The following is a 26,457-nucleotide window of genomic DNA, read 5'->3' as shown; positions in this document are numbered from 1 at the left end:
TATTTATAGCGTCCAAGTTTCGGGGCGCAGTTCAAGATGTGCAGGCGGGGCTTACTAATTTATAGAATATTCTCGGTATCGAGATTATTTTTCACTCTTTATGTTCCAAAGGATAGGAAGAGATATAGAAAGGTGGCGTATTTTTATATACACATTTTCCACTATTTGAGTTATACCAATGTTTTGATTTATTAAATTTTTCAATATGGTATCTTTCTGAAACTTTCACATGAGTCTCAACGAGTTTGTTTGGGTAGGACTTTCCATCTTCTGCTGAGTGTGTGTATTTCCCTGTAACTTCATCACGTGAAGGTGAAAATATGTGTATTGATGAATCTTTCGATGATACAATGACGCCAAAAGCAATAGATTCAGGTGAATCTGGATTATCCAAAAATGCGCATGAAAATCGTGCATTTTCGGAGCTGTCGGTAATTGCAGAGGGAGATGAAATGATTTTACCTAGGAGGATTGAACTTTTTATGGATGAAGTAATTGTAGAATCATGAAATGAAATTGAGAATATTACGGCAAGAAAAACTAAAATCTTAAGGCATGATGAGTATAATATTTTTTTTACTTTTGTGGGGTTGACTGACTTTCTTGAGAGTATATATATGTTTACATTTAAGTAAGCCATGACTGAAAATATCAGAATGCACATGAATATGGGGGGTGAATTTTGCAATCCCAAAATAGCCCCAAATATGGTTTCAATAATTACAATTAATATAAATGTAATGAAATGGCGCAGGACTACTAGAAAGCCGCTGATAATTTTCTGTGTATCGATTAATGAAGTGCTTATGGATGTGGCGGGTTGTTTTTCTGCAGAATGAATAATGGAGTTTCTTAGAGATTCAAAGGGGTGGCTGTTTTGGATTAGTCTGAAGCCTCTGTACAGAATAGATAGGGCTAAGGGGAAAAGAAAAGTGGAATAGACTATAAGGGTTAGCATAAGCATAAAAGAAATCCACTCGTATTTAGCGTACGTAAATTCAGTTGCCGTAAGATGAATTGCAAGACCAATGTCGCGGTCCATCAACATTATGTTTTGAATTAATATAAACGTGAAGGATATTGCAATGATTATTGGCACTAACTGTGATGCGGATTTAAGCTTTTCGAAGGGGGTTTGAGGTTGTATTTTTTCTTTATTGAGAAAGTCTCTGTTGATTGATCGATTCTCTATTTTATGGATTTTTTGATAGAAAGTATAGATTAATGTAGGTAGAAGGGGTATTAGGGTAAATAATATTATAAAGAGATGGTACGCGCTAGGAATTTCGGGCTCACCGAGAACTATGGTTACTGATAAGTAGGCGAATAGAGGGGGGAAGAAAAAATTCATGGCCTGTATAAATGTATTAATGTTTATATCGATTTTATCTAGATATTTTTTAAAAGCTCGCCAAATCGAAAAAATAGTTTTTGGAAAAATTATACATAGAGCCATAGGGGTTAAGATGAGTGTAATAAGTGTTGAAGCATTAAATGGGATTTTAAAGTGAGAGACATTAATATATATAATTCCTAAAGTTAATGCTGTAGCGATTGACGAGAGTTTCCAATCTATATTATTTTCTGATTTGCCAAGCAAGTGTGTCTTCTGAGGGGAGTGGGAGGGTCTGTGAATTCTATTTATGAAGGGTCTGCGAAATCTATTCGAGGTTTTCTGCAGTGGGGCTTTTTGCGTGGGCATTGGCAATTCCTGTCTGCTTTGAGAGGATATGGTTGTAACCAGCATACGGTAGGCGGGTAGGCTCAAGCCACAGGTGAAGGTTAGAATTACGGACCGGACAAGCGGAGATACCTCCATAGAGTGAGCGATGGAGCTTGCAAGCGGGTTCGCCATATACAAGAGGAGTGAATCTCTGATATCTCAGGTGGGTGCCCGTAGTTGAGATGTCTGCACGAAGCGCACCCCTAGCAACGCTGCTAGAGGCCTAGCTTCCCGGCTCAAAAATCGCGCCTAAAAATCGCCTCGCACACCCTATATAAGGTGCCCTCGCGCCACCTTCCGGCACCTCTCACACTCCCAATTTTCGGGTTTTCACCCCCTTTTTTTAAAGATTTTTAAAAAATTTTTCGCCCAATCATCCCGGCACAGTCCGCCGTGCGCTGAATCGCCTCACCGTACCCTCGCCAAGCCCGAAAACCCCGGAATTTCGCGGCAAAACCGCCCGTCCGCGCCCCACCACCGCCCCAAAAGTCGCCCGCAAAACACCCCTCCAGAACCTTAAAAAACCCGTCCCTCACACACCTCCGCGAAAAAAAGTTGAGTAAAGTTCGCTCAACCCTATTGACACACCCTCTGAGAGGGTGCATACTTGAGTACACAAGGCTCAAGGAAGCCGCGCAGACCACCCCACACGGGCGGCACGCGCAGCACCGACCGCCTCCAAAACTTTCAAACTAACCCGCCTCGCATTAGAAGAAGCGGGGCACTAACACCTAAGGAGTGAATAAACATATGGCACGTGCAGTAGGTATTGACCTCGGTACCACCAACTCGGTCGTAGCAGCACTGGAAGGTGGCGACCCGGTCGTCATCGCTAACGCAGAGGGCACCCGCACCACCCCCTCCGTCGTCGCATTCTCCAAGGACGGCGAGGTTCTGGTCGGTAGCGTCGCAAAGCGTCAGGCAGTAACCAACGTCGACCGCACCATCTCCTCCGTCAAGCGCCACATGGGCACCGACTGGACCACCGAGATCGACGGCAAGAAGTACACCCCGCAGGAAATCTCCGCTCGTATCCTCATGAAGCTGAAGGGCGACGCAGAGGCATTCCTGAACGACACCGTCACCGACGCTGTCATCACCGTCCCGGCATACTTCAACGACGCTGAGCGTCAGGCAACCAAGGAAGCCGGCGAGATCGCAGGCCTGAACGTCCTGCGTATCGTCAACGAGCCCACCGCCGCAGCACTCGCATACGGCCTGGACAAGGGTAAGGAAGACGAGCTCATCCTGGTCTTCGACCTCGGTGGCGGTACCTTCGACGTCTCCCTGCTGGAAGTCGGCAAGGACGACGACGGCTTCTCCACCATTCAGGTTCGCGCAACCAGCGGTGACAACCGCCTCGGTGGCGACGACTGGGACCAGCGCGTAGTCGAGTGGCTGCTCGCACAGGTGAAGGCAAACACCGGCGCAGACCTGTCCAAGGACAAGATCGCTCTGCAGCGTCTGCAGGAAGCAGCTGAGCAGGCTAAGAAGGAACTGTCCAGCGCAACCAGCACCAACATCTCCCTGCAGTACCTGTCCGTGACCCCCGAGGGCCCCATCCACCTGGACGAGAAGCTGACCCGCGCAAAGTTCGAGGAACTGACCCACGACCTGCTCGAGCGCACCAAGAAGCCCGTGCTCGACGTCATCAAGGAGGCCGGTGTGTCCATCTCCGAGATTTCTGAGGTCATCCTGGTCGGTGGCTCCACCCGTATGCCCGCCGTCGCTGAGCTCGTCAAGGAGCTCACCGGCCGCGAGCCCAACAAGGGCGTGAACCCCGACGAGGTCGTGGCAATGGGTGCAGCACTGCAGGCAGGCGTTCTGAAGGGCGACCGTAAGGACGTTCTGCTGATTGACGTCACCCCTCTCTCCCTCGGTATCGAGACCAAGGGCGGCGTGATGACCAAGCTGATCGAGCGCAACACCGCAATCCCGACCAAGCGTTCCGAGACCTTCACCACCGCAGAGGACAACCAGCCCTCCGTGACCATTCAGGTCTTCCAGGGTGAGCGTGAGTTCACTCGCGACAACAAGAACCTGGGTACCTTCGAGCTGACCGGCATCGCCCCCGCACCCCGTGGCGTGCCCCAGATTGAGGTCACCTTCGACATTGACGCAAACGGCATCGTGCACGTCTCCGCAAAGGACAAGGGCACCGGCGCTGAGCAGTCCATGACCATCACCGGCGGTACCTCCCTCTCGAAGGACGACATCGACCGCATGGTCAAGGACGCAGAAGCACACGCTGAGCAGGATAAGGCACGCCGCGAGGCTGCTGACACCCGCAACGCAGCCGAGTCCGTCGCATACTCCGTCGAGAAGCTCCTGAAGGAGAACGGCGACAAGCTGCCCGAGGACGTCAAGACCTCCGTTCAGGGCGACGTCGACGAGCTGAAGAAGGCACTCGAGGGCGACGATGACGCAGCAGTGAAGTCCGCATTCGAGAAGCTGCAGGCATCCCAGTCCAAGCTGGGTGAGGCACTCTACGCAGCAGCACAGGCTGAGGCATCCGAGTCCAAGCCCGCCGCTGATGAGGACGTTGTCGACGCCGAGGTTATCGACGAAGACGAGAAGAAGTAATCATGGCTGAGCAGGAAAACACCACCCCCGACTCGCTGGAGGAGGCATTCAACGCCCCCGCAGCGGAAGGCCACCCCGAAGCTGAATCGGTCGAAACCGCCGAAGAAGCTGCGGAAGCCGTCGAGGCTGAGCTCCAGGACGCCGTAGAAGCAGAATCTGCGGATGCGGCACTCGCCGCGGAGCGCCTGGACTCCCTGCTTCGCCTGCAGGCAGAGTTCACCAACTACAAGAACCGCACCGCCCGCGAAAAGGAGCAGCTGCGACTCTTCGTAATCAGTGACCTGGTCGGCGCACTGCTGCCGGTGTTCGACGACATCGACGCCGCACGCAAGCACGGCGACCTGCAGGACGGCCCCTTCGCCTCCATCGCCGCGAAGCTCGAAGAGCTGCTCGGCAAGCAGGGCGTGGAGCGCTTCGGTGAAGTAGGCGACGCCTTCGACCCGAACATCCACGAAGCTGTACTGCAGCAGCCCACCGACGAGGTGGCCGAGGATCATGTCTCCATGGTTCTGCGTTACGGCTACCGCGTGAACGACCGCGTGGTTCGTACCGCTCAGGTGGCTGTGGCTGTCGCACCGTAAGGTGGTCGGCTCAGCAATGGCTGAATAACTAACGACGGGCGGGTGCTCTCCCTGGTGGGGGAGTGCCCGCCCTGTTGTTTGCCTAAGCTGTTCTGCCGGGGTTGCTATACCGGCGTGTTGGCGCGGGTTTTGGCGAGCTGTGGTGGCGGCGAGAAGGCTTGTAGGGGTGCTATTTTTTGGGCTCAGCCCTTTCAAAATTGAGTCAAGTAGACTAAACTTTTATATAGAGTATTAACACAAGCACGCGGTGCCCCTGCAAGCCGTCCCGTAACCGAGGAGGGCGGCGCATCACCGCAGAAGGAGAAACACAACATGGCAAGTGAAAACTGGCTAACCGACGACTTTTATAAGGCACTGGGTGTCAGCGAAGACGCAAGCGAAAGCGACATCAAGAAGGCGTACCGCAAACTCTCCCGCAAGTACCACCCGGACCTGAACCCCGGCGACGCCGCAGCAGAGAAGAAGTTCAAGGAAATCTCGGAAGCATACGACGTGCTCTCCGATAAGAAGCAGCGCGAAGAGTACGACCAGATCCGCCGCTACGGCGCATCTGGCATGGGCGGATTCGGAGGCGGCGGCTTCGGCGGTGGCAGCTACACCGGCTACCCCGGCGCGGACGCATTCGGCGGCTTCAGCAACGGCGGCGCAGGCATCAACATTGACGACCTGCTCGGCGGCCTCTTCGGCGGTAGCGCCGGCGGCTCCCGACGCTCCGCAGGCTTCACCAGCGCCGACTTCGGCGGCGCACAGCACGCAGCCCCCGAAGAAAGCACCACCAGCACCCGCATCAGCCTCGCCCAGGCATACACCGGCGCGACCGTGACCGTGTTCCTGCCGGACGGCTCCCATACCGAGGCACGCATCCCTGCAGGCATTAAGGACGGTCAAAAGGTCCGCCTGCGCGGCAAGGGCCTGCGCGGTGGCGACCTGAAGGTCACCGTGCGCGTCTCCGATGACTCCGTGTACTCGCGCGAGGGCAACAACCTGGTTATGCGCGCACCCGTCACCCTCGCCGAGGCCGTCGACGGCGCAGTGATTGAGGTGCCCCTGCCTGACGCATCCACCGTGAAGTTGCGCCTGGCACCCGGTCAGGTCGGCCGCCGACTGCGCGCTAAGGGCCGCGGCTTCAAGGCTAAGGGCGGCGACGGCGACCTGCTGGTCATCCCCGAAATTGTACTGCCCACCGAGCTGAGCGCAGAGGCACAGGAAGCATTCGATAAGTTCGTAAAACTGGCACCGCAGGAGAACCCGCGTAAGGATCTGTTGAAGAAGGCGAAGTAAACCATGGCATCTCGAGAATCATCATCTAAGTCCCGTAGCGGCAAGCCGTTGCACAGCGTGGACCTGCCGGTTTTCGTGATTTCTGTGGCGGCTGAGCTGGCGGGCATGCACCCGCAGACCCTGCGCCAGTACGACCGTATCGGCCTGGTTCAGCCTTCGCGTGCGCCCGGTAAGGCGCGCCGCTATTCGCAACGTGACGTGAACCGTCTGCAGCAGATTCAGCAGCTCTCGCAGGAGGGCGTCTCCCTGGAGGGTATTCGCCGCATTATTGAGCTGGAGTCCCTCGTGGAGGAGCAGCAGGAGCAGATTGCGGCGCTGCAGCGTCAGGTTGAGGATGCGAAGGTGAAGCTGGGCTTGGCGGAGCGCGTGTTCGCTGCCGGTACCAGCGGCGACGTGGTGCATATTGCCCGCGGTACCCGCCCGGCGCCTCGTCAGCGTTCTTCGGCTGTGGTGCTGTACCGTCAGCGTCACCAGCCGGCTACGGCGGATGATACGAAGCCGCAGCGCTAAACCGGCTAAACCCGCTACACTTGGATAAACGGCTCGGCTGTTCTAGCTCATTCGCGCTAGTCAGCCACCCATATAGGCTTGTGCGTCTTTGTGTATACGCCGCGTGAGGGAGGTTGACTTCCTCCTCCTTGCGAACAAAGAGGACTCCTGCCAGCCGCATACCCTACAGGTATGCGGCTCTCGGTGGGTTAACAGCGTCAACAGCAACAGCACCCGCAAGCAGGCGTCTTACGTCCCTCTTCTGTTCGTTTAAACTCTCCGCAAGTCCTGCGGCGAGCATAATATTCACACACGCATTAGCATCTCGATCTAAGCGCATACCACACTTGGTACACGCCCATTCACGGATATTCAGCGGCTTTCTACCGCCCGGCTCACCACACACAGAACACAGCTGCGACGTGGGGGCAAACCGGTCAGCAAAGACCACCATGCGATGACGTTCATCAGCCTTCTCTTCTATCAGACGGCGTAATAAACCCCATGAGGCATCCAATACCGACTTACCTAAACGGGTACGCGACAGACCAGCCACATTCAGGTTCTCCAGGGCGATGACTTGGTTCTCGTCCACCACCTTGTTTGCTACCTGATGCGCGTAATGGCTCCTTGTATTGCGTACCTTGGCGTGAGCTTTGGCTAGGCGGATGCGTTGCTTTTCGTAGCGGTTGCTACCGCGCTTTTTACGGGAGAGCTGACGTTGAAGCGTAGCAAGACGTGCCGCTGCCTTCTTTAAAGGGCGGGGGTTCTCAAAGAACACCCGTTCACCCTCAGAATTGACAGCTACGGCCAGGCGATTCAGGCCTAGGTCAACACCGACAGCGTATGCAGAAGGCTCCGGTATCTGAATATTTTCAGCAGGCACATCCACAACAAATGAGACATAGTACTTCCCATCCGGCTCACGAATGAGTGTGACTGAGGATGGCTCAGCAGGTAGAGGGCGTGACAGCACGAACCGCACATTTCCAATTTTGGCCAAGCGCACAAAACCGACTCGATGAGTTGTTTCATGCACTATAAACCCGGAGTTCTTCGTAAACCTTGCTGACTGGCGGTGACTGCGCTTTTTAAAGCGCGGTGCATGAGCGCCGCGTTTACCTTTGCGCTGGCCAGTGACAGTAGCAAAAAAAGCCTTATAGGCTTTATCCAAGTCACGTAAGGCTTGTTGTAGGGGTACGGAGGAGACCTCACTCAGCCAGAATCGTTCCTCGGTTTTCTTTAACGCAGTCAGGCGTGCGGACAGTTCAGCGGCTGAAGGTTTAGTGCCGGTGAGCCGGTAGGTCTCTAGTGCGTGGGCTAAAGCGTCGTTGTAGGTTACGCGCACGCATCCAAAGAGTCGGGCAATAGGTTCGACCTGGCCCGGTTTTGGGTATGCGCGGTATCGGTAACGCTTCAACATAACATCTCCATTATATACTTGGTGTCATGGCAGATAATGCAGACATTCGCACTGGAAGACAAGCTATCTGGGATCTTCATGTCCAGTTGGTGTTTGTAACTAAATACCGTCGATATGTCTTCACAGATGACATGTTGAAAACCTGTGAAAACATCATGCGGGACGTATGTAAAAACTTCGGCGCAACCTTGGAAGAGTTCAGCGGAGGGGCCAATCACGTTTACTTGCTGGTGGGATACCCTGCAACAGTTGCTGTTTCCAAGTTGGTCAATTCCCTCAAAGGTGTTTCCTCGCGTATCTTACGGCGAGATTACGCGGATGAGATTGCCCCTTACCTGTTGGATGGGCATCTGTGGTCACGCTCGTATTACGCAGGCTCTGCTAGTGGTGCTCTATCGCAAGCCGCGCTAACCGGCTACACTGGGATAAACAGCCCGGCTGTTCTAGCTTGTCTAGGCTAGTCAGCTACTTATATAGACTTGTGCGTCTTAGCGTCATACGAAGCGAGGGAGGGTAGACCCCCGCCCCGCATGCACTTGGACCCACACACAAGGAGGTGAGGCTCCCCGAACGAACGGGGAGCCTCACCTGCTTGGTTATATAGTTGGAGATAGCATAGTTGGACTAACAAGTTCGGGGTATTGAGATGGAAGAGGGGTTGGCAGAGTGAAAAATTTGTTCGTCTGGAACACCTTTATGCAGTGGAAGCCAGTAGCTATCAAAGAGCAGAAAGTTACTGAGAATCAGGCAGGGTCTGGCGATGCAGCAACTGATAATAATCGGGCACCGGCTGAGGCCCAAGCACCAGCTCCGGTTGAGCAGGGCGTGAGTTATGAGGAGAGATGGAGACTTGTTCAGTACTTCTCCGATTGGATTAAAAATGCTGACGTAAGAATCCAGATGCTGTTGGCCGTCCAGGGCTTTATCGTAGCGGCTTATGGCTCACTCATCCCTGCTATGGATAAAAATAATAGCTTTTGGAATTTATGGACGTATTTTTGGGTAGTTTCATTTGTTGTTAGTGTGATTACCTCTTTCGGGGTTGGATTTCTTCAGTTTCCTAATAGAGAAGTTGGAGGAGCTGAAGGAAACGTATTTTTTTATGGGTCATACGAAAATAGTAACCAAAGATATATTTTGAAAAATGTTTCATTCGATAAAAGGGATGAATATCTCAATGGTCAACTAGTGAAGCTTGCAAATATTGCAAATACTAAATTTAAAAATGTCCAGAAACTTCAGACCTCAGTATTTTTAAGTTCGCTCTTCTTGGTGCTGTCAGCGACTGGATTTATCCCATGGATTTCTACAATTTTCTATGAATGGCCGGTATGTTCTGCTCTGGTTATTGCTCTTGTAATTAGTGTTCTTGTAATTATTGGTCTTTGGATGTCATATAAAAAGAAAGTGAAGTAGGCTTGATTAGTGCTGATTATGTAGATAATAGGTCCATCGATTCTGGAAGGGCTGGGGGTGGATTTCACGCTATATTGGTATGTGGTGTTGATATTAGTGAATCAACTGCTTTAAAAATTAAGTATCCTATTTCTGGTGTCGGCGTAATATCAACCTTTATGGAAAGCTTCGATAAAGGTCTGAGGGAGTCGAATCATCAGGTTGAATCTGGCGTCGATACAGGGTGGTTCTTATGGAGAGTCAGGGGCGATGAGCTGGTGTATCTCCGAACCATACCTATTGGAGACGACGGCAGGCCTGAACCGGTAGCTATTGGAGAGGCATTGCAGCAATTTATTGCATCTCTTGAATCAGTTTCTCCCAGTCAGATTCCTGGTTCGTCATACACCCTAAAACTGCGTAGCTACGCTTTTCTTCTTCATTCGCAAGGGAACCCCTGGGATTATCGCTGGAATCTTATGCCTAAGGATTGGAATAACAATCTAAAAGGTAAGGAGGATTTAAAAAATCAGGTAGGAAGTTTGGGTATTGGAAGTTTCGCTGACCTAAAATCCTTCAGTGATTGTAGAATTAATCTCCGAGAGATTCAAAAAGACTATTTTATAGATTTTATCGGAGCTGATGTTGATCTTGGATTTAGGGTTGCAGAGCAATCTGAGGCACATCGAATGATTCTATCGCCCTATTTGGCTTATCTTGTAATGGTGGGTCTTGAAAAAAATAAGATAAGTCCATTTAGTATATATTCTATGGGAGAACGTGAGCTAAAAGGGTGCACCATTAAAGAAACTGGTCTTGTTGAGTACCCTCTGTATTATGTCCCTATAGGAAATTTCTCGATTCTTGAAGAACTTACTGGTGCACCCATGCAGATTAATATTTCGAAAGAAATAAAGAAGCTGGAAGAGTTTGAAAAATCTAGAAATGACTCCTACCGATTTATCTACGAGAAGGCTTTGAAACATGCGTCGGCTGATGAATCATAGGGTTTAGCTATAGAAGAATCCGTATATGAACAAGGAGGTGAGGCTCCCCGAATGAACGGGGAGCCTCACCTCCTTAACGTATAAGTCGCGTACTAGCGCTGCCCCGCTTACTTGCGGCGGTAAGTCAGATCGTGTGCGCGGCGGCCCGCCTCCTGAGCCTTACGCTCAAAGCTGGTGAGGGTACGACCCTCCCAACGCGGAGCCCAACCACCCAGCGGATCCTCCTCGGTCGCACCGGCGCCAGGATTCACGTTCTCAAAGTCGGGGTGCGCCTCCAGAACCTCACGCATGACCAGGGCGTACTCCTCCCAGTCAGTCGCCAGACGCCAAATACCGCCGGGCTTAAGCACGCGCGCAACCTTATCAGCGAACGCCGGGGACACCAGGCGGCGCTTGTGGTGGCGGGACTTATGCCAGGGGTCCGGGAAGAACACCCACAGCTCGTCCACGGAGTTCTCCTCAAGCATGTTGTCGAGCAGTTCGGGTGCGTTCGCCTGAGCCACACGCACGTTCTCCACGCCGGCGTTGCCCATCTTCAGCAGCAGATCCGCGATGCCGGGGGTGTACACCTCAACGGCGAGGAAGTTCGCCTCGGGCACCTCAGCTGCGCGGTGCACGATCGCCTCGCCCAGACCGGAACCGATCTCGACGACCTGGTACGCCTCACGGCCGTAAATCTTAACCGGGTCGAAGGTCGCCTCGGGCGCGACGGAGGTGTCGGTGCGCAGGCGCGGAATGTCCAGCACGTGGGTGGGGGAGTAGGTGTCCCACGCCTTCTGGCGGCGCGCGGTGAGGCGGTCGCCGCGGCGGACGAAGGAGTAGGGCTGGCGGAAGAATTCCTCGGGAACCGGCTTCTTGGCCTTTTCTTCGGTGGATTCGGGTGCCTGGCTAGGCTGCGTGTTCTCAGTAGACATACCTAAAAGAATAGCGTAGCGCCGCTATACCGTGCGGTTTCGCGGCGTGCGGGGCTGGCGTGACGCTGAGCTAATCGGGCGCGGGGTGGGTGCGGTGTTCGTCTGGCGGGCGTAGAAATTTAGCGCGCAGACAAAAGTGCGGCGGCTCAGGGGTGATGCGGGGCGTGTTCCGGGTGGAGGCTGAGAGATGCCACAGGCTCGCCCCGTCTCAATCACCCCGTCTCAAAAATCTGGTGATGTTGTATTCCTTGTACTTGTGTGGGTATGAGGGGGTAAAATTTGAAATTATGCATTCTCTGCATAACCCTTTATCGGCGATGCAAGAAATCGGAAGCCCCGCGAAATCGGAGCCCACAAGCCCAAGCGCACCGCGCCGGCTCGGGAAGCGCGGGAACCGCCTCTTGGCGCGCCGTTCAGGATTATGCACGAATACCAACCACCCGGACTCGCCCCCGAGTGAAATTTAGGGCGAATCGACGCAGAAAAGAGGAATACGTGACACAGCAGCCAACGCAGCACAACTCCGTCACTGGCCTAGACTCCGAAGCTGAGCACTCCAAGCTTCAGCGCGGACTAAGCTACCGACACATCCAGCTGATCGCTATTGGCGGCGCCATCGGCACCGGCCTTTTCCTCGGCTCGGCAAAGACCATCGCCCTGACCGGCCCCTCCATCGTCTTTGTCTACGCCATTATCGGTAGTGTCATCTACTTTGTTCTGCGCGCCATGGGCGAGATTCTGCTCTCCAACCCCAAATACAAGTCCTTCACCGACTTCATCACCGACATCCTCGGCCTGCGCGCCGGCTTCTTCGTCGGCTGGTCGTACTGGTTCTTCTGGGTCGTCACAGGTATCGCGGACGTCATTGCCATTACCGGCTACATCAAATACTGGTGGCCGGAAATCCCAGCCTTCATCCCGGCGCTGACCGTTATCGTGGCTCTGCTGCTGCTGAACCTGCCCTCGGTGAAGAACTTCGGTGAAATCGAATTCTGGTTCGCAGTCATTAAAATCGTCGCGATTGTCGCCCTCATTATTGTTGGTGCGCTCATGGTTGCCTTTAGCTTCACCGCGCCCGACGGTACCGTCGCCTCTGTGGCAAATCTCTGGGATCGCCCCGGCCCCTCCGGTAGCGGTATCTTTACCCAGGGCCTGACGGGCTTCCTGGGTGCCTTCCAGATTGCGCTCTTTGCCTTCGTGGGTGCTGAGCTGGTCGGTACCGCCGTGGCGGAAACCGAACACCCCGAACGCACCCTGCCCAAGGCGATTAACGCGGTACCCTTCCGCATTGGCCTCTTCTACGCCCTGCCGCTGCTGACCATCCTCGCCGTCACCCCCTGGGACAAGTTGGATAAGTCCATGAGCCCCTTCGTGGGCATGTTCTCCCTGGCGGGCATTGCTGTTGCCGCCTCCCTGGTGAACTTTGTGGTGCTGACCTCCGCGGCGTCCTCGGCGAACTCCGGTATTTTCTCGACCTCCCGCATGGTCTACGGTCTGGCGCACGACGGCGCCGCACCCTCCGCGCTGGGTAAGCTCACCAAGAACGGTGTGCCTGCTAACGCCCTGTACCTGACCACCGTGATGCTGTTGTTTAGCCTGGTCATGCTGTATGCCGGTAGCGGCATTATGGAGGCGTTCACCGTGGTGACCTCGGTGGCGTCGATGATGGGTATCTTCACCTGGAGCATGATCCTGATTGCGTACCTGGTCTACCGTAAGAAGTTCCCGGAGCGCCACGAGGCATCCGCGTACAAGATGCCCTGGGGTATTGGCATGAGCTGGTTTGGTCTGGTCTTCTTCGCCGTCATGGTCTACGCCCTGAGCCTGTACCCGGACACCGCAATCGGCCTGGCACTGACCCCCATCTGGTTCATTGCTCTGGCTATTGGCTATGAGATTCTGACCCGCCGCCACGCGGCGAAGCGTGCTCGTGCGCTGGCTGCTGGCAATGTTGTTGACAAGGCTGCTGACAAGGCTGGTCAGAAGTAGTTTCTGCTCTTTCTGTAGCGCTCCGGTAGTGCTGTTGGTAAGCCCCGTTTCTGCATTCTTTTAGGATGCGGAGGCGGGGCTTTCGCGTGCCCTCATGTCTGCCTGTTTACGTTCCGGGCGGCATTTTTTACACTGCTTGATATGACGTGAATAATAGAAATAGGTCACATTTTTGCCGTAAATCCTGTTTTCTTGCACTTAACACCTGTAGAATAACTATCCAAGTAGCTGTGAGGGCTCTCAAAAAAACTCCGCGTCAATCGATAGCGTGACACTTCCGAATGCCGCGCGGTATTTGATAGAGACCCAGCCTCGCCCCGAAATCCGGGGACGCCCCGCAAGCTAATGGCCGCATATTCATACAGTGACCGTGCCTGCTGCGATCTAGCGATTCTTATTCCAGTAACGGCACATGCGGTACGGGGTACAACCGCTGAAAAGAGGACGTCGTGACTGAACAGAACAACGTCAGCCTGAATCCTAAAGCTCCCGAGCAGGGAGAGCGACTACACCGCGGTCTAAGCAACCGCCACATCCAGCTCATCGCCATCGGCGGTGCCATCGGCACCGGCCTGTTCATGGGCTCCGGTCGCGCCATCTCCCTGGCGGGCCCCTCCGTGATTTTCGTGTATATGCTCATCGGCGCCGTCATCTTCCTGGTGCTGCGAGCTATGGGCGAGATTCTGCTCTCCAACCTGAGGTACAAGTCCTTCTCCGACTTCACCACCGACCTCGTCGGCCCCATGGCCGGGTTCTTCCTCGGCTGGTCCTACTGGTTCATGTGGGTGGTCACCGCCGTCGCGGACATCATCGCAATTGTTGGCTACCTGCGTCTGTGGTGGCCCGACCTGCAAGCCTGGATCCCGGCGCTCGTCGTCATCGGCGTTCTGCTGACCCTGAACCTGGTGTCCGTGAAGAACTTCGGCGAAATCGAATTCTGGTTCTCCATGATTAAGATTGTCGCCATCGTCGCCCTGATTATCGTTGGTGGCGGCATGGTCGCTATCGGCTTCACCTCACCCAGTGGCGCGCAGGCGTCCGTCGCCAACCTCTGGAACGACGGCGGTATGTTCCCCAACCACCTGATTGGCTTCCTCGGCGCGTTCCAGATTGCCGTCTTCGCGTTCATGGGCTCCGAGCTTGTCGGTACCACCGCCGCAGAAACCCAGGACCCCGAAAAGACCCTGCCCAGGGCAATCAACGCCGTGCCGGTACGTATTATGGTCTTCTACGTGGGTGCGCTCGTCACCATCCTGATGGTTACCCCCTGGCGCCTCGTCAGCCCCGATAAGAGCCCCTTCGTCGCCATGTTCACCCTGGCGGGCCTGGGCATCGCCGCGCACATCATCAACTTTGTGGTGATTACCAGCGCAACCTCCTCGGCGAACTCCGGTATCTTCTCCACCTCGCGCATGGCATTCGGCCTGGCGCGCGAGCGCAGCGCCCCGCAGTTCCTGGGCAAGATCTCTAAGAACGGTGTGCCGCGTAACGCGCTGTTCCTCTCCGCCGTGATGCTGCTGTCCTCCATCGTGCTGCTCTACGCGGGTGACTCAATCTCTAGCGCGTTCAACCTGGTCACCACCGTGGCTGCGGTACTCGTGATTTTTGCGTGGGCGATGATTATGGTCAGCTACCTGATGTACCGCAAAAAGTTCCCCTCGCGCCACAAGAAGTCGAAGTTCCGTCTGCCCGGCGGCCGTTTCTCCGCGTGGCTGTCGCTGGTATTCTTCGCCTTCACCATCGGTGTGCTGGCCATGGATGAAGAAACCCTCAGGGGTCTGCTCGCGATGCCCGTCTGGTTCGCGATTCTGGGTATTGGTTGGTTCTTCAAGCGCCGTGCGGATGCACGCCGCCACGAAGCAATCTCTACCCGCACCGCGCAGATTGCGATTGTGGAGGCATCCGAGATTTTCTCGGCACGCTAAACACCCACGCTAAGCAACCCACGCTAAGCCACATCGGCTATCGGTACCGGCTACTAGTACACCGGCTACCGGTGCATGCGTAAAGCCCGCGTCACCTACTCCTCTCAGGGAGCGGGGACGCGGGCTTTCGCTGTCTCCAGGGATGAACCCGAGAGGCTCTAGAGATGAACTCGAGAGGCTCGCGGGAGTGCGCGCTTAGACGGACGCCGTCTCCGCCTCTTCGGTCAGCGGGTCGTCATCATCGTCGGTGCGGTAGAAATCCCAGCGTTCACAACCGCAACCGGAACGCATCGCCTCGATGACGGCGGCAGCAGCCTCTAACGGGTCGAGCGCGTGCAGGTTCCACAGAGCATGCACCGGCACCGGGCGCCTCCAACCGTGCTCCTGCAGAAACTCGGGGTCGAAGGCGGGTAGCGCCTCGGCGGTGGGTTCGAGCTCGCAGAGGAAACCGGTGGGGGAACGGAAGACCGTCACCACGGGGGTCGGGTCGGCATCTTCCAGGCAGGCTCCGTCGAAGAAGTAGTAGGTGCTCAGACGGCGGTTCCAGGCAAGCTGCGCGAGGCGTTCGCCGAAGACTTCCACCGTCTGCTCCCACTGGGTGCGGTGGTACGCCGCCAGGTCGGTGTGGGCGGTCTGCACCACGCCGATGCCCTGCTCGGTGAGTTCGCGGGCGCTCAGACGCGCGGGCTCTGCCGGTTCCGCCGGTTCTGCGGGAGCGCCCGCAGGGGAGCCGCCGTCCGGGGTATCCAACTCTGCTAGTTCTGCTTCGGTGAGCTCAGCGTTAGCCAACTCAGCGTTAGTCAGCTCAGCATCGAGGAGCTCAAGCTCCTCAGCGGCACTCAACTCGGCCTCATCCGACTCAGCGGCGCTCGCCTCCACAGCAGCTGCGTTTGCTTCGTTCTTCGTCCACAGGCGCAGCTCGCGGGCAATCTGCGTGCGTCCGCGATGCAGAGTCGTCTGCCAGGAGCCGAACTTGGCGCGTACCGCACCCAGCGGCGGCACCTCACCAATCAGAGTGGGAATGGTCGACCAGTAGCCGTAGTTCAGCGCCGTCGGCTCGCGGTCGTAGCGGGCGCAATAGCTCAAAAACAGGCTCAGAGTCTTCGGCGCAAAATCCTCGGGTACCGCCGCGGCGTCGATATACCACTCGTTTTCGAGCGCCTCCGCCGGGTAGATGCCGGTGCGGAGCATGCCCAGGGACCAGTCGCCGTCGCCGAGGTAATCGTTGACCGTCTGTGCGGGGGCAGGCCACGCCGATTCGCCCTCCATGCTGGCGGCAAGCAGGGTGTACAGGCTACCGCCCTCGGTGCCGATTTCTTCCAAACCGCGCAGTCGGATGTCCTCGAGGGTCTGCGCGTAGGCTTCTTCCTCCAGCTGGGAGTAGGGGTGTGCGGCAAGGTACTTGAGCGTTGCGCCAATCTTCGCCAGAACGTGCGCAATGTCTTCATTGCTGAAGTGGCGTGCCTCCAGCGCGGGCGGCAGGTCGTGAATAATATCGCAATCAAGAATCAGCGCCGTGTACTCGGGCTCTGGAGGCAGATCGTAGGCTTCTGCGAAAACGTACCAGAGACCGCATGCGAGCACCGTGTAGCTCGGGGCGTCTGCCGTGACCGGGCCAAACTGCCAGATGCCGGAGCTCAGCGCATAGTTCAGGTACTTCTTGTTGATGTGCGGGTACAGAAAGTTGAGTCGGCGGAGAACCTGGGTAGGGGTGAACCCCAGCGCCGCGAGTTCGGCGATGAGTTCCGCGTACTCGTCGTGAAAATCTAAGTAGCCCTCCGGCGCGTTTGATAGCGCGGTGCGTTCGCGCATGGGTCCCTCTTTCCTCTGCAGGTGGGCGGCGCATCGTCGTACCGTGCCGTCGCACCCTGTATTTCTGCGAGCAGAAAAGGTCGTGCGGGCGGCCGCGCCACCCCCAATCTGCATAAAAGCGAGAAAAATTTTAAAAAATATATCCTTTTAGTTCAAAAATAGTTGAACGTTATATAGGCGTTCAAGCGGCGGGGCCGATAATCAGCTAACTAACCAAAAGATGACGCGGGCGGCGCCAGAGGCCCAAATGATGCAGAACCGCCCGTCGGCTGTACGCACTCGGGCTCTGCGGCTGGAACCGGCGCTGGAGCCGGCGGCTGAGGCCGGGCGGGGTCGATACTACCCCGGCAGGCTCGGCGGCGGCCTCGGGGATCCCGACAGCGGTCCCGGCGGCCCGGCTCCCGGAGCGTCGGCGAAGTATGCGAAACTGGAGGGATGAGCGAACACCCCCTCCCGAGCAGCATCGCGCCGCGCGGCGCATCCGCCAACGAGTCGCACCCCGAACCGAACTGTAGCCGACAGGACCGTGACGGGCGGGCCGAGCGGGCCCCCTCCTCGCACCTTGTCTCGGTACTCGCCGCAGAGCTCGGCATCGCCCCACACCGTATCGGCGCCGCCGTGGCACTGCTCGACGCAGACAACTCCGTGCCCTTCATCGCCCGCTACCGCAAAGAAGCGACGGGCGCGCTCACCGACACCCAGCTGCGCGCCATCCAGACCCGCCTGGGTCAGCTACGCGCCCTCGAAGAGCGCCGCGCCCGCGTGCTCGAGGCGCTCACCGCGCGCGCCGACGAGGGGCTTATCGACCCGCTCACCCTGCTGCAGCTGCGTTCCTCGCTCATGAACGCCGCCACCGTCGCAGACGTGAACGCCCTCTACGCCCCCTACCGCAGCGAGCGCGTGACCCGCGCGCAGCTGGCCCGCGCCGCCGGGCTCGACTCCCTCGTCGAGGACCTGCTGGAGGTGCCCCTCGCCGACGCGCACGCCATCGCCGCCGCCTACATCACCACCGATGAGGAGATTGCGGAGGCCCGCGCGGAGGGGGATGAGACGCTGCCCATCCGCACGGCCGAGGAGGCCCTCGAGGGTGCCCGCACGATTCTGATCGACCGCGCCCTCACCGACCCGGTGCTCGGCGAGAAGCTCTTGACCCGCCTGCGCGAGCAGGGCGTCATCGAATCCCGGGTCATTGCCGGGCACGAAAGCGACGGCGCGAAGTTCTCGGACTATTTCGCCTTCTCGGACCGTATTCGCTCCATCCCGCCGCACCGCGTGCTGGCCCTGCACCGCGCCAAGGACGCCGGCGTGGTGCGCCTGAAGGTGGACGTGGCACCCGCCCCCGTGGCGCTCAGTCGCCTGCGTGGTGCCGCCCGCGCCGAAGCTGAGGCTGCCGCCGAAAATTACGAGAACGTCCGTTCTGCATACGAGCGTGAGGTGGCCGCCGCGCTGCGCATCCCCGTGCAGGTGCTCAACACCGTGGACGACGAGGACCGCGTGCTCGGCTGGCTCGCCGCCACCGTGCGCACCGCCTGGCGCGCTCACCTGCGCCCGCGCCTGGCCGAGCGCATCCGCCACCGCCTGCTCGATACCGCCGCGCAGCACGCGACCGAGGTGTTCGCCTCCAACCTGCGCGATATTCTGCTCGCCGCGCCCGCCGGGCACCGCCGCACCCTCGGCCTGGACCCTGGTCTGCGCCACGGCGTGAAGTACGCCGTCGTCGACGAGACGGGCGAGCCCCTGCGCACGGGCACCGTCTACCCGCACGCCCCGCGCAATCAGTGGGAGGAGGCGCTGCGCGAACTCGCCGCCGCCTGCCGCGAGGAGCACGTGGAGCTCATCGCCATCGGCAACGGCACCGCAAGCCGCGAAACCGACAGGCTTGCCAGCGAACTCATTCGCACCCTGCGCGAGGAAGGCGCAGAAGCACCCCAGAAGGTGACCGTCTCGGAGGCGGGCGCATCCGTCTACTCCGCCTCGGCCCTAGCCGCCGCCGAGCTGCCCGACTACGACGTGACCGTGCGCGGCGCCGTCTCCATTGCGCGCCGCCTGCAGGACCCGCTCGCCGAGCTCGTCAAGATTGACCCGCAGTCCATCGGCGTGGGCCAGTACCAGCACGACGTGCCGCCGGCCGCTCTGCGCCGGGCCCTCAACGACACCGTCGAAGACTGCGTGAACGCCGTGGGCGTGAACCTCAACAGCGCCTCCGTGCAGCTGCTCGCGCACGTGGCGGGCGTGGGCACCGCGACCGCCGAACGCATCGTCGCCTACCGCACCGAGCACGGCCCCTTTGCGAACCGCCGGCAGCTGCTAAACGTGCCGCGGCTGGGTGAGAAGACCTTCCGCCAGGCGGCGGGATTCATTCGTATTCGTGGCGGCGAGGAGCCTCTGGATGCCTCCGCGGTGCACCCGGAAGCCTACCCGCTCGCGCGCCGCATTATTGCCGACGCGCAGGCCCGCAACGGCGCTCGCTGGGTGTCCGGCGCCTTGGGCACCTCGGACGGTAGCGACCCGCTGGCCGGGCTGAACCCCGCCGACTACGTGCAGGAAGGCGGACAGGACGGCGCGGAGGAGGGAACCGCCGGCGTGTACACGGTGCAGGACATCTTCACCGAGCTTCGCCGCCCCGGCCTGGACCCGCGCGGTAGCTTCCGCACCGCACGCTTCTCCGAGTCCGTCTCGCGTTTTGAGGATGTGCGCCCCGGCATGGTGCTCGAGGGTACCGTCTCGAACGTGGCGGCCTTCGGCGCGTTCGTGGATATCGGCGTGCATCAGGACGGCCTCGTGCACATCTCGCAGATGAGTCGCGGGTTCGTGGCGAACCCGCACGACATTGTGCGTAGCGGCGACATCGTGCGGGTGCGCGTGGTGGAGGTCGACCCGGCCCGCCGCCGCATCTCCCTCTCGCTGCTGGTGGAGGACGAGAGCTAGCCGGCGAAAACTGGCGGGTGACGGCTAGATACCGAGCGCTCACCGAGATAGTTTGCCGGTTTGCCGAACAATCCAAGAACGAGCGTTCGCCAAAACCGGTCTTCGAAAGCCCGAAAAGCCGCGCCGCCAGGGCGCGCAAAAGCCCCGACAGGCATTATCCGTGCCTGTCGGGGCTTTATGTAGGTGAGGTTCAAACTCTACACCCGCGCGACACCCTAGAAGTCAATGTTCGCCGGGTCAGCGCCAATACGACCCTCGGGGGTGGAGAGCGCATCCACGGCCGCGATGTCCTCGGCGGTCAGCTTCACGTTCACCGACGCCAGGTTCTCCTCAATGCGCGAGGGGGTCACGGACTTCGGAATAGCCACGGTGCCCTTGGCCAGGTGCCACGCCAGCACGACCTGCGCCGGGGTTGCGCCGTGGCGCTCTGCGATCTCAGCCAGCACGGGGTTCTGCAGCAGGTCGCTGCCGTTGCCCAGCGGGCTCCACGCCTCGGTCACGATGCCGTACTCGGCGTGCACGGCGCGCAGCGCCTCCTGCGAGAAGTAGGGGTGCAGCTCAATCTGGTGGATAACCGGAACCACGCCGGTCTTCTCGATGATCTCGCGCAGCTGCTCCTCGGGGAAGTTCGAAACACCAATGGAACGGACCTTACCCTGCTTCTGCAGCTCAATCAGCGCACGCCAGGAATCCAGGTAGAGGCCCTGCTGCGGCTTAGCCCAGTGAATCAGGTACAGGTCAACGTAGTCGGTGCCCAGCTTCTCCAGGGACGCCTCGAACGCCTCGAATGCGCTCTCGTAGCCCTGGTCGGAGTTCCACAGCTTGGTGGTGAGGAAGATGTCCTCGCGAGCCACGTCGGAGTTAGCGATAGCGCGGCCCACGCCCGCCTCGTTGCCGTAGATGGCGGCGGTGTCGACGTGGCGGTAGCCGGTCTCCAGGGCGGTGCCCACGACCTTCTCCGCGACCTCGTCCTCAACCTGCCACACGCCGTAGCCCAGCTGGGGGATGCTGCGGCCGTCGTTGAACTTTACGTTCGGTACGTTGTAGCTCATGATGCTCCTTCGTTTTCTGCGGGGGAGGTGAGGCCTCCGCGGGGTCTATTGGTTCTCTATGCTACGCCCGCGGCCGAGGCGAAGACGAGTCGGTTGTGCCTCGAGCTTAACGAGGCGAAGAATCATGACGAGCCGCGGCGGGGGAGAGGGACCGCTATCTTGCGTCCTTCTCATCCGGCAGCGCGAAGAGCTCGCGCACATCCTCGGCCGTGACCGCCGCGGAGGCGAACTCGCCCTCACCGACCACCGCATCGAAGAGCGCGGCCTTCGACTCCTTGAGCTGCATGACCTTCTCCTCAATCGTGCCCTCGGCGACCAGGCGGTAGACGTGCACCTCCTTGTCCTGGCCGATGCGGTGAATACGGTCCACCGCCTGCTGCTCGGCGGCGGGGTTCCACCACGGATCCATGATGAACACGTGGTCCGCCTCGGTCAGGTTCAGACCGAAACCGCCGGCCTTGAGCGAAATCAGGAACACCGGCGCGGCCCCGGCGCGGAACGCCTCGATGACCTCGGCGCGGTTGCGGGTCGAACCGTCCAGGTACAGGTGGTCGATGCCCTTCTCGCTCAGGGCCCGGGCGATGCTCTTCAGGTAACCGGTGAACTGGCTGAACACCAGCACGCGGTGCCCGCCGGCCAGCAGCTCGGGTAGCCGCTCCACCAGGTACTCGCGCTTCGCCGAGGTGACGCCCTCGTAGGCGTCCGGGTCGATGAGCGCGGCATCCAGGGCCAGGCGGCGCAGCAGCGTCAGCGACTGGAAGATCGTGAAACGGTTCTTGTCCATATCCTCCAGCAGGCCCAGAACCTTCTGGCGCTCACGCTGCAGGTGCGTGTCGTAGATGCGGCGGTGACCGGGGGCCAGCGGCAGGTTCACGCGCGTATCGTTCTTCGCCGGAAGCTCCGCCGCCACCAGCTCCTTGGTTCGGCGCAGCATGAGCGGCCGGATGCGCCGGCGCAGGCGAGCGGTCGTGGCGGCCGCGTGCGCGGGGTCCTCACCGGACTCCGCCGGGCGGGCGTACAAGTCGCGGAAGGCGCGGGCGGAGGGGAAGAGCCCGTCCGCCACAATCGCCAGCAACGCCCACAGCTCCATGAGGTTGTTCTCCAGGGGCGTGCCGGTCATGGCGATCTTGGTGCGCGCGGGCATGGCGCGGGCGATAGACCAGGCGCGGGTGCCGGTATTTTTGACGAATTGCGCCTCGTCCAGCAGGAGCGCACCCCAGCCGGGGGTGCCCGGGCCCTCCTCCGAGCCGAGCCCGGCCGCGTAGGAGACGTACGCGTCCTCGTCCATGCGCAGCAGTGTGTAGCTGGTCAGCACCAGGTGCGCCCCGGCGATGCGCTCAGCCAGCGGGGTCTTACCGGCGGTGGTTTCGGTAATGGTCACGACCTTCGCCTCGGGCAGGAAGCGTTCCGCCTCCGCCGCCCAGTTGGTGATGACAGAGGTCGGCGCAACCACGAGGAAGGGTGCGAACGGCTCGACGGGGGCCGCGGCGCGGTGCTCCTCGATGGCGTGGGCGAGCAGGGCGAGGGCCTGCACGGTCTTACCCAGGCCCATGTCGTCGGCGAGGATGCCGCCCATGCGATGCTCGTACAGGAAGGTGAGCCAGCGGTAGCCCTCCACCTGGTAGGGGCGCAGGGGGGCGCGCAGGCCCGCGGGGACCGGGTACTCTCGGTTTAGGTTCGGGCGCACCACACCCCCATTGTTGCGCTTGTCATGCGTATCGGGGCTTGCCGCGGGCTTATCCGCACCCTCTGCGGGGTTAGCTTCGCGGGCCTCGGAGGCCTCCACGAGCGCCAGCAGGGAGCGCACCTGCTCATCCCAGCGCCGGGTGGTCTGCACGCTGACCGCCAGCGATTCCAGCTCGGAGAACAGCCCGGCCTGGTGCCGGTTGATGCGCAGCTCGCCGCCCGCCTCGTCGAGCTCCCGCGCCTCCGCGATGAGGGTGCGCAGGGTCTTAAATTCGGGTCGGCGCAGCGAGAAGTAGGTGCCGTTGCCGAGCAGAATACGGTCCGCCCCGCGATCGAGCGCCTCAAAAATCTGTGCAAACGGTACAGTCCAATTGTTGACCTTCACCGCAATGCCCAGCCCGAACCAGTCGCGCGAATTGCCCTCGGTGACGGTTACCTCGATGAGCGCGTCGGTGGCTTCCACGAACTCGGGCGGGGTGCCGTTGAAACGCACCTGAACGGCGGAAATGCGGCGCAGCTTCGGCAGCACGACGCTCAGCAGCTCGCGGGTTTCCCAGCCCTCGACGCGGCGCTCTTCTAAGCTGGCCAGGGCCGGATGCGCGGCCAGCACCGAGCGCACCGAGCGTAGCACGCGGGCCTCGAAGCGCTCGTCGCGCACCTCGCCGCCCTCCTCGCCGGGGTACCCGAAGACCGGCAGGCGCTGAACGCCGGATTCGTGTTCGGCCTCGAAGGGGTTGAGGGGGTACTCCCAGTGCCAGCCCAGCTGCGCATCGTGGCGAACCTCCTCGTCGAAGGTCAGCTCGAGCACCAGGCGCGGCGGGGTGACGGCAGGCAGGGCCAGAGCCGGGTCGGGGGTGAGCGCGGGTACGGAGCGGCTGAGAGCCGGCAGAAAATCGCGCTGGAACGCGGGGCGTTCGGAGGCGGGAATCTTGACGGTTCCCGCCGAGATGAGCGCCTCGGAGGCGGCGTCGAGCGGCTCGACCAGGGGGATGAGCGCCAGCTCCACGCCCTCGGGCAGTTCGGGCACGGCGGGGGAGTAGCGCACCCGTTCAACCTGCGCCGGGGCAATCGTCGGCGCGCTATTCTCAGCCTCCTCAGCCGGCGCCTCCTTCTGCACAAAGGATTCGCGACCCACCTCGTCCAGCGCACCGGGGCGCGCGGTCTTCCAGCGCACCGCCTTTGCCGCCTGCTCGTACTCCTGCTGCACCAACCCACCCAGGGCGAAGAAGCCGGTGCGCGGGGTGCCGATGGGGTGGCAGTGTGCGGCGGGTAGCCAGAGCTGGCGCAACAGTTCGCCTTCGCGTCCTTCCCAGCTGAGCGCGGCTTGAAGTTGCAACCCGGCGCCTTCACCGGGCGCATCCTCGCTGGCGGCGGCGTGCAGGCGCACCTGTGCGGGGCTCAGCACGGCGTAGTTCACCTCGCGACCGTTGACGAGCAGAGGCAGGCCAATATCCTCCGCGCGGGCGAGAACATCCCAGAGCAGAGTGGAGGCAGAAGCGCTGATTGAGATCCAGTCGCGGTGCGAGGAGTACATGTTCTGCCAGGGTCGGGCAATCGAGTAGAGCTCGGCGAAGAATCGTTCGTGTTCGGGGTAGATTTCGTGCCGTCCGACGGGTCCGCCCACGCTGGAGGCGAAGGTTTCCCAGCTGAGTCCGCCCTTGATCCAGCGCCCGGTTTTGGACGCCATGAGCGGGCGGGCGAGCAGGTTAATGCTGGGGGTTGCGCCGGGCATATTGCGGCCGCGCGCGTAGGAACCGGAGACGCTCAGCGAGAAATCCAGGGCACCGCTCACGCGCATCGAATCAATGCCCGCAAGGTCCTGACGTGCGGACAGAACGGAGGAGAGGTCGCGCCGCCATGCCGAGATTTTGGTGGCGGATGCCTCTGCCTGCAGGCTCGGGGAGGCGCCTAGCTCGTTGAGCGCAAAGCTTCCCTGGGGGTTTTCGGGCTCGGCAGTCGCTGCATCGGGCGCGGGCAGCTTCGCCGCGGTGGTGAGTGCACCGGAGGCGCGTAGCGCCGCGAGCGGGTCGGCGGCTTTCTTCGCCTCCGCAACGTCCGCGCTCTTTGAATCTGCGGATCCCCTTGCCTCTGCCGCGTCCTTTGCCGCGGCACCGGGTACGCCGACCGGTCCGGGGTGTTCGCTGAGTGCCTTTTTCGCTACGGAGGCGCGGTCGAGCGCGGTGAGCATGAGCGCTACGGCGTGCTTGCAGTCGGTGAGTACGGGGCAGGTGCAGCGGGCAGTGAAGGTTGCGGAGCCGCTGACGGCGGGGAAGAAGCGGACGGTCACTTCGTAGGGGATGATGGTGCTTCCGTTGACGAGCCCGGTGAGGGTGCGTTCGTCTTCGTCGTAGCTGTAGCGGATGACTTCGCGGTTGCGCTGGTAGGCGACACCGCGCTGGTAGGTGCGGTGCCCGGCCTGGCGAATGATCTGCGGTACGGTGACGGGAATTTCGGGGAAAGGATTGTTGGCGCTCACCAGCTCATTATCGCGTATCGTGCGGGTTTGCGCCTTGTTGCCGGTCATCGCCGGGTGGGTGTGCGGGATGTGTTTTTGATGCATAAAAACACCGGTATTCACATAAGATATTCCGCGCAGTATCAAAAATTCACCCCATTTAAAACTTTCCCACAAGCCAAAATGCTAATAATCTAAATCTCTTTCAAAAAACGCTTTACTTAACTTGAGAAAATGCTGTAAGCTAAACCCAGCTTCAAGAGTTTCGACTGATAAGCTCCGACTATGGTCGAACGCCAACCCCATGTTCACGGGTGGCTCGGATGACGAAGCGGTTTGTATTCACCACCGGAATAACCGGTGGTAATTGGTACAGACAAGAGCAACGCGAAAGGATCGCGCCACTCACGGCGCAGGTTGTCACATGTACAACGGCTCTGCAACCGAAGCAGCAATCTCTCTGAACCCCTCCCGCTCCTACCAGGAAAGCCTGCGTGCCGCAGCTGTCCCCGCGCGAGGCGGATACACCGCAGTCAGCATTGACGATTACTCCCGCATTTCTTCTAAGCGCGACGAGTTCCTGAACTTCCTTCTTCTGCCGAACCCCGAGGGCATCCCCGCTATTCAGTACGCCGGTCTGCGCGTAGCGTAGCATTAGGGGTATGAATTTCTCCGGTATGCTCCTGGACTCCGACGTTCTTGCGGAGATCCGTAAGGCGGATCCTGATCCCGCCGTGGTCGCTTTTCTGCGCCGCCGCTCGTTCCGACACATGTACATTTCCGTGCTGAGTATTGGTGAGCTGAAGGGCCTGTACCCCTACCCGGAAACTGATCGTTGGATTACCGAACTTCTTGAGCGCTTTGGCGACCACGTTATTAATGTGGATGCGCATGTGAGCCTCGAGTGGGCTGGTCGTCAGGCGCCGCTCGGTGTGCATGCCGTGGGTCGTGATGATGCCGGTCCGCTGCCTACCGCCGCCCTGGAGGGTCTGATGGCGGCGAGCGCGAGTGCCTATGATTTGGAGCTGATTTCTTCTAAGGCTCAGGTGTACCGCGCCTGGGGTGTTCAGGCTTCCAACCCGTGGACTGAGGATTAAAACTTTGCCGGATGCGCGTCCTCGCGTGCGTGTCTGTATGAATACCTGTGTGAATAGTTGTGAGAACCCGCTTTCGAGTGTTAATCGGAGGCGGGTTTCGTCGTTAATTCGTGGCAT

At 59.3% G+C, this 26,457-nt stretch carries 18 protein-coding genes and 1 riboswitch; of the genes, 12 read left to right on the top strand and 6 right to left on the bottom strand.

Going from position 1 to position 26,457, the window contains the following annotated elements:
- Positions 1–91: 91 nt before the first annotated feature.
- A complete protein-coding gene (locus tag HMPREF2879_RS09345) occupies positions 92–1,702 on the bottom strand; it encodes a hypothetical protein (RefSeq protein WP_210399479.1) in 1,611 nt (536 codons plus the stop codon).
- Positions 1,703–2,473: 771 nt separating this feature from the next.
- Between HMPREF2879_RS09345 and dnaK the strand changes: the two genes are divergently transcribed.
- The 4 genes from dnaK to HMPREF2879_RS06280 all read left to right on the top strand — a co-directional run bounded on the left by dnaK (position 2,474) and on the right by HMPREF2879_RS06280 (position 6,678).
- Positions 2,474–4,306: a molecular chaperone DnaK gene (gene dnaK / locus HMPREF2879_RS06295; RefSeq protein ID WP_070635050.1), complete on the top strand. Its 1,833-nt coding sequence runs from the start codon at positions 2,474–2,476 to the stop codon at positions 4,304–4,306.
- Positions 4,307–4,308: 2 nt separating this feature from the next.
- On the top strand, positions 4,309–4,887 hold the full coding sequence (locus tag HMPREF2879_RS06290) for a nucleotide exchange factor GrpE (RefSeq protein WP_070635049.1): 579 nt from the start codon (positions 4,309–4,311) through the stop codon (positions 4,885–4,887).
- A 312-nt stretch (positions 4,888–5,199) separates the two neighbouring features.
- Positions 5,200–6,168, top strand: a complete 969-nt coding sequence (locus tag HMPREF2879_RS06285) for a DnaJ domain-containing protein (protein WP_070635048.1) — start codon at positions 5,200–5,202, stop codon at positions 6,166–6,168.
- 3 nt (positions 6,169–6,171) lie between these two features.
- The gene (locus HMPREF2879_RS06280; RefSeq protein WP_049355825.1) at positions 6,172–6,678 is read left to right on the top strand and encodes a heat shock protein transcriptional repressor HspR; all 507 of its coding nucleotides are present in this window, start codon (positions 6,172–6,174) and stop codon (positions 6,676–6,678) included.
- 163 nt (positions 6,679–6,841) lie between these two features.
- Here the strand turns inward: HMPREF2879_RS06280 and HMPREF2879_RS06275 are convergent, their stop codons facing one another.
- The gene (locus HMPREF2879_RS06275; protein WP_049346853.1) at positions 6,842–8,080 is read right to left on the bottom strand and encodes an RNA-guided endonuclease InsQ/TnpB family protein; all 1,239 of its coding nucleotides are present in this window, start codon (positions 8,078–8,080) and stop codon (positions 6,842–6,844) included.
- Positions 8,081–8,106: 26 nt separating this feature from the next.
- Here HMPREF2879_RS06275 and tnpA point away from each other — a divergent pair, with 26 nt between their 5' ends.
- From tnpA to HMPREF2879_RS09340, 3 genes are all read left to right on the top strand, one after another.
- Positions 8,107–8,541 carry an IS200/IS605 family transposase gene (gene tnpA, locus HMPREF2879_RS09200; protein ID WP_239663332.1) on the top strand — a complete coding sequence of 145 codons (435 nt, stop codon included), beginning with the start codon at positions 8,107–8,109 and terminating at the stop codon, positions 8,539–8,541.
- A gap of 235 nt (positions 8,542–8,776) precedes the next feature.
- Positions 8,777–9,496, top strand: a complete 720-nt coding sequence (locus tag HMPREF2879_RS06270) for a Pycsar system effector family protein (protein ID WP_168165098.1) — start codon at positions 8,777–8,779, stop codon at positions 9,494–9,496.
- Positions 9,497–9,498: 2 nt separating this feature from the next.
- Positions 9,499–10,482 carry a hypothetical protein gene (locus tag HMPREF2879_RS09340; protein ID WP_141749087.1) on the top strand — a complete coding sequence of 328 codons (984 nt, stop codon included), beginning with the start codon at positions 9,499–9,501 and terminating at the stop codon, positions 10,480–10,482.
- A gap of 107 nt (positions 10,483–10,589) precedes the next feature.
- On the opposite strand, the gene trmB is transcribed toward HMPREF2879_RS09340, so the two are convergent.
- Positions 10,590–11,396, bottom strand: a complete 807-nt coding sequence (gene trmB, locus HMPREF2879_RS06260) for a tRNA (guanosine(46)-N7)-methyltransferase TrmB (RefSeq protein WP_005508988.1) — start codon at positions 11,394–11,396, stop codon at positions 10,590–10,592.
- A 495-nt stretch (positions 11,397–11,891) separates the two neighbouring features.
- Between trmB and HMPREF2879_RS06255 the strand changes: the two genes are divergently transcribed.
- Both HMPREF2879_RS06255 and HMPREF2879_RS06250 read left to right on the top strand, forming a co-directional pair.
- Positions 11,892–13,385: an amino acid permease gene (locus tag HMPREF2879_RS06255; RefSeq protein WP_070635046.1), complete on the top strand. Its 1,494-nt coding sequence runs from the start codon at positions 11,892–11,894 to the stop codon at positions 13,383–13,385.
- A gap of 449 nt (positions 13,386–13,834) precedes the next feature.
- Positions 13,835–15,310 (top strand): amino acid permease, encoded by a 1,476-nt coding sequence (locus HMPREF2879_RS06250; RefSeq protein WP_070635045.1) that lies wholly within the window; start codon positions 13,835–13,837, stop codon positions 15,308–15,310.
- A 195-nt stretch (positions 15,311–15,505) separates the two neighbouring features.
- On the opposite strand, the gene HMPREF2879_RS06245 is transcribed toward HMPREF2879_RS06250, so the two are convergent.
- Positions 15,506–17,122, bottom strand: coding sequence for a dehydrogenase (locus HMPREF2879_RS06245; protein ID WP_070635044.1), 1,617 nt, complete (start codon positions 17,120–17,122; stop codon positions 15,506–15,508).
- A 435-nt stretch (positions 17,123–17,557) separates the two neighbouring features.
- Here HMPREF2879_RS06245 and HMPREF2879_RS06235 point away from each other — a divergent pair, with 435 nt between their 5' ends.
- Entirely contained in the window at positions 17,558–20,050 is a 2,493-nt protein-coding gene (locus HMPREF2879_RS06235) for a helix-hairpin-helix domain-containing protein (protein WP_080975280.1), read from the top strand.
- A gap of 215 nt (positions 20,051–20,265) precedes the next feature.
- Here the strand turns inward: HMPREF2879_RS06235 and HMPREF2879_RS06230 are convergent, their stop codons facing one another.
- A complete protein-coding gene (locus HMPREF2879_RS06230; RefSeq protein ID WP_049342911.1) occupies positions 20,266–21,102 on the bottom strand; it encodes an aldo/keto reductase in 837 nt (278 codons plus the stop codon).
- A 154-nt stretch (positions 21,103–21,256) separates the two neighbouring features.
- Complete coding sequence (locus HMPREF2879_RS06225) at positions 21,257–25,312, bottom strand: DEAD/DEAH box helicase (protein ID WP_070635042.1); 4,056 nt, start codon at positions 25,310–25,312, stop codon at positions 21,257–21,259.
- Positions 25,313–25,497: 185 nt separating this feature from the next.
- A riboswitch (SAM riboswitch) is annotated at positions 25,498–25,632 on the top strand.
- 35 nt (positions 25,633–25,667) lie between these two features.
- On the opposite strand from HMPREF2879_RS06225, the gene HMPREF2879_RS06220 reads away from it, so the two are divergent.
- Both HMPREF2879_RS06220 and HMPREF2879_RS06215 read left to right on the top strand, forming a co-directional pair.
- Entirely contained in the window at positions 25,668–25,895 is a 228-nt protein-coding gene (locus HMPREF2879_RS06220; protein ID WP_044150747.1) for a hypothetical protein, read from the top strand.
- A gap of 10 nt (positions 25,896–25,905) precedes the next feature.
- Positions 25,906–26,340 carry a PIN domain-containing protein gene (locus HMPREF2879_RS06215; RefSeq protein ID WP_012904099.1) on the top strand — a complete coding sequence of 145 codons (435 nt, stop codon included), beginning with the start codon at positions 25,906–25,908 and terminating at the stop codon, positions 26,338–26,340.
- Positions 26,341–26,457 lie beyond the last annotated feature (117 nt).

The organism is Rothia sp. HMSC069C04, from assembly GCF_001812895.1.
GTDB lineage: Bacteria > Actinomycetota > Actinomycetes > Actinomycetales > Micrococcaceae > Rothia.
The sequence above is the reverse complement of the archived record's forward strand: the minus strand, read 5'-3'. Positions and strand labels throughout refer to the sequence as shown.